The sequence below is a fragment of the Thiolapillus sp. genome (genome assembly GCF_048562965.1).
In the GTDB taxonomy this organism is placed as follows: Bacteria; Pseudomonadota; Gammaproteobacteria; order Chromatiales; family Chromatiaceae; genus Thiolapillus; species Thiolapillus brandeum_A.
Genome location: NZ_JBHNMF010000015.1, coordinates 3,431 through 7,577 on the forward strand (window position 1 = coordinate 3,431; position 4,147 = coordinate 7,577).

General features: G+C 60.6%; 3 protein-coding genes and 1 pseudogene. 3 read left to right on the forward strand and 1 reads right to left on the reverse strand.

Annotation, left to right across the window (positions count from 1 at the left end):
- The first annotated feature begins 104 nt into the window (after nucleotides 1–104).
- The 3 genes from ACOCD2_RS01995 to ACOCD2_RS02005 all read left to right on the forward strand — a co-directional run bounded on the left by ACOCD2_RS01995 (nucleotide 105) and on the right by ACOCD2_RS02005 (nucleotide 3,570).
- Nucleotides 105–1,031: a DUF58 domain-containing protein gene (locus ACOCD2_RS01995; RefSeq protein WP_293645036.1), complete on the forward strand. Its 927-nt coding sequence runs from the start codon at nucleotides 105–107 to the stop codon at nucleotides 1,029–1,031.
- Entirely contained in the window at nucleotides 1,028–3,001 is a 1,974-nt protein-coding gene (locus tag ACOCD2_RS02000) for a transglutaminase TgpA family protein (protein ID WP_293645038.1), read from the forward strand. The genes ACOCD2_RS01995 and ACOCD2_RS02000 overlap by 4 nt, the downstream gene beginning before the upstream one ends.
- A 92-nt stretch (nucleotides 3,002–3,093) precedes the next feature.
- The gene (locus ACOCD2_RS02005) at nucleotides 3,094–3,570 is read left to right on the forward strand and encodes a C-GCAxxG-C-C family protein (protein WP_293645040.1); all 477 of its coding nucleotides are present in this window, start codon (nucleotides 3,094–3,096) and stop codon (nucleotides 3,568–3,570) included.
- A 221-nt stretch (nucleotides 3,571–3,791) separates the two neighbouring features.
- On the opposite strand, the pseudogene ACOCD2_RS02010 reads toward ACOCD2_RS02005, so the two are convergent.
- Nucleotides 3,792–4,147, reverse strand: a pseudogene (locus tag ACOCD2_RS02010) (tRNA uridine-5-carboxymethylaminomethyl(34) synthesis GTPase MnmE); the annotation flags it as partial.

Here is a 4,147-nt window from a genome sequence, read left to right on the forward strand (position 1 = left end):
TGCAGGCGGTGTGGCCGGCCATTGCCGGACATCGCCTGGGACAGGGCAGTGACGGGGACAATCACGCTGCCCAGATACTTCAGACGGTCGCCATTCCCTGAGCCATGGGCAGCCCCCTGCTGAAGCTGCTGCGCGTGGTGCAGCCCGAGACCGGTGGCCCGGCCCGGGTCACGGGCCGCAAGATCTACATACTGCCCACACGCTACCGGCTGGTTTTCGGCGTGTTGCTGATCACGCTGCTCATCGCTTCGATCAACTATGCCAACAACCCGGCTTTCATCCTGACCTTCCTGCTCACCGGGCTGTTCATCCAGGCCATCTTCCATACCTGGCGCAACCTCCTCGACCTTTCACTGCAGTGGAAGCAGACAAACCCGGTATTCGCCGGTGAGACGGCTTTCTTCCAATATGAGTTGTGGGATGAAAAGGGCCGCGCCCACTATGCGCTGCAGTTCGGTTTTGCGGGCAATGACAGTGTCATCACAGACTGTCCCGCCAATGAAAAGCGGCTGATCAGGCTGCCCTGCAGCAGCCGGCGCCGTGGGCTGCTCGATCCGGGGCGTCTCACCCTGGGCCTGCTGCGTGCCTGGTGTTATCTGGACACCCATGCCAGTGCGGTTGTCTATCCCGCGCCGCTGGAAGGCTGGCTGGATTCGGCGCGCCCATCCTGGGGCATGGCCATAGAAGGTGACCGGGGTGTGGGCGCCGATGATTTCGTGGGGCACCGCAGTTACCATCCGGGGGATCAGCTGGGGCATATCCACTGGAAAGCCTTCGCCGGTGAAAAGGGCCTGCTGGTGAAACAGTTCGGCGGTGACCGGGTGAACCGCTACTGGCTGGATTTTGATGCCATTGAAGGCGGGGATACGGAATACCGTTTGCGCGTTCTCGCGGGAGCCGTTCAGGCCCTGTCCCTGGATGCCTCCCATTACGGCCTGCGCCTGCCGGATCAGGAAATCCCCATGGGCAGCGGCGAAAGCCACCGCCATGACTGCCTGGGCGCACTGGCCCTGTACGGTGTGGCCGAATGAAAGATCTGCTGCTGCAAAAGCCCCTTTCCCGCTCACTCCTATGGCTGACGGGCCTGTTGCTGGTGCTCGCAACCGTGCCCCATTTGTGGCATCTCCATATATTCATCAGTGGCAGCTTTGCGGGCCTGATCATCCTGCGCTTCCTGTTCTGGCCGACGCCAGACAGGCCTGCTCCCGGCTGGCTGTTGTTCCTGCTGCTGCCGGCTGCACTGGCTCTGGTGCTCTACCTGGCGAACTGGACGGAAGGCCGGCAGTTCGGCGTGGCGCTGCTGGTGGTGATGGCCGGCATGAAGCTGCTGGAGATGAAAACCCGGCGCGATCTGTACATTGCCGTTTTCATGGGCTATTTCATCCTGGTCACACTGTTCCTTTTCTACCAGACACCCCTGGTCACGTTCTATGTTTTCCTGATCAGCACCGGGCTGACAGGATTGCTCATCGCCGCCAATCTCACCGGGAATACACTGCCGTGGAAAAGCGTACTGAAACGTGCCCTGGTCATGATGGTGGCCAGTATCCCTGCCATGATTCTGCTGTTCGTGCTCTTCCCGCGGCTCGACGGTCCCCTGTGGTCCCTGAACCTGGGCGGCAACAGTGGCGTCACCGGCATGTCCGACAACATTCACATGGGCAGTATCAGCAACCTCAGTCAGTCCGACGAAGTGGCGTTCCGTGTGCGCTTTCATGGGGAACCGCCACCTGCGGCCCAGCGTTACTGGCGCGGCATGGTGCTGTGGCAAACCGATGGGCGCGACTGGGTGCGGGACGAGTCCGAAAAGCAGCTTGTCCGTTTTGGGGCGGCGAGTCAGCCCTATGATTACGAGATCACCATGGAAGCCTCCGGCCAGCCCTGGCTATTTCCCCTCGATCATGTCCTTGCTGCGCCGGCAAATCTGTCCCTGAATCCTTATGGCGAACTGAGCAGCAGCAAAGATATCGATGCACGCCATACCTTTCGCCTGAGCAGCAGCCTGCGCATACGCCCCGCCCCTCTCGGCAAACGGCAATTGCAGATGGGCCTGCAGCTGCCGCGGACTATCACCGGCCGGACGAGGCAGCTGGCGAAAAAACTGCGCGGTCAGGGCAGATCGGACGAGCAGGTCGTTCAGGCGGCTTTTCGGTTCTTTCGCGAAGAGCCTTTTGTGTACACACTGCAGCCACCCCTGCTGCGCTCAAACCCCGTGGACGGGTTTCTCTTCAACACCCGCAAAGGTTTCTGCGAACACTATGCCACCAGTTTCGTCATCCTGATGCGACTAGCCGGCATACCCGCCCGGGTGATCATCGGCTATCAAGGCGGAGAGCTCAATCCTCTGGGCGGTCACCTGGTGATCCGGCAAAGTAATGCCCATGCCTGGGCGGAAGTCTGGCTGGCGAACAGGGGCTGGACGCGGGTGGATCCCACGTCTGCCGTAGCGCCCGAACGCATCGAGCATTCCATCACGCCAACGCGCTATGCTGAAGGCGCTCCCGTGACCTTCAACCTAAAAAACCCGCCGGCTTTTGTTGCCCGGCTGGCCCGCAACCTGAAATGGTTCCGGGACAATCTGCAGCTCAACTGGCACTACTGGGTAGTGGGTTTCAACAGTGACCGGCAGCAGTCACTGCTGCAAAAAATGGGGCTGTCCCGACTGCAGGGTTATCAGCTCGGCGTCGCGGCGGCCATCAGCGCCATCCTGGCGGGCAGCCTGGTATTTCTGCTGGGCATGCGGCGGCGGGCACAAAGGCAGGACCCGCTCCGGCAGGCTTACAGCAAATTCCAACACAAGCTGGAAAAAGGGGGCCTGGAAATCCAGCCCGCCACCGGACCGCAGGATCTGCTGAAAATGGCCGTCACCCGTTTCCCGCAGAAAAGCGCCGATATCCAGGCCATCATGCAGCAGTACATGGCGCTGCGCTACGGCAGGCACCCGCGCGAGGACATGATTTCCGCCCTGAAAAAGCGTGTTCGAAAATTCCGCTGCGGCTGAACCCGCTACCCGGTCTGATTGCCAATTATCAAGGCAAAACCATCAGAAATTCGCCACCATCATTTCTTTCTGCATGGTGGATATGCGCAACAATGAAAGACAGGAAACAACTGGCCAGCCAGGCCGCCGCTCTGGCGCTGGAATACGAATTCGATTACGGCTGCTGCCCCCAGTGTGTACTGGCCGCGGTGCAGGAAACCGTGGGCCTGATCAGCGATGAAACCATCAAGGCCAGCCACGGCCTTTCCGGCGGTGGAGGCCTCAGCGGGGTGGGCCTGTGCGGCTCACTGGTCGGCGGTATTCTGGCGCTGGGAGCCAAGCGCGGACGGGACCGTAACAAATTCGCCAAGGGCAAATTCATCGGAAATTTTTCCAAGGCCAATCAGCTGTCTGAAGAGTTCAGGGAAAAATTCGGCGGCCTGACCTGCCAGGAACTGCAGCAGCAGTTCACCGGCAAGACCTATGACATGTGGAAACCCGAGGAATACCAGGCTTTTTCCGACAGCCGGGGCGACCAGTGCGCGCGCACGGCGGAATTCGTCACCCAGTGGGTGGTGGAGCGGTTGTAAACAGGTGTTCGATGCACTCTCCTGCTCCCCTCTCCCACAGGGAGCGTGTCGCAAAAGGCGACAGCCTCCGCGATGCAAGGACGCATCGCCATTTTCGATGGCTGTAAGCCATTGAAAATGGCGGAATCGGAAAATCGCACTTTTACGACTTCCTCACCGGTAGAGGGGCCGGGGGTGAGGGCAAGGTAGGATGCGGTGAGGCACGAACCGCATCATCGCTGCTATTTTCCGATACAGAAGCTGGAGAAGATCTCTCCCAGCAGGTCATCGGCGCTGAATTCCCCGGTGATCTCCGACAGGATCTGCTGCGCCTGGCGCAGGTCTTCGGCCAGCAGTTCGCCGGCCTGCTGCGCTTCCAGGGCTTCACTGCCTTTGTGCAGGCATTCCAGGGCACGATCGATGGCATCGAGGTGACGGCGGCGTGCCAGGAACTCGGTGTTTTCAGCACCCTGGAATCCCATGTTGGACAACAGCTGCTCCTTGAGCAGCTGCAGACCTTCGCCCGTACCGGCCGACAGGCTGATCTCCACCACACCGTCCCGCTCCGTCCTGCCCGGCTGTTCGCCGAGCTTGTCGA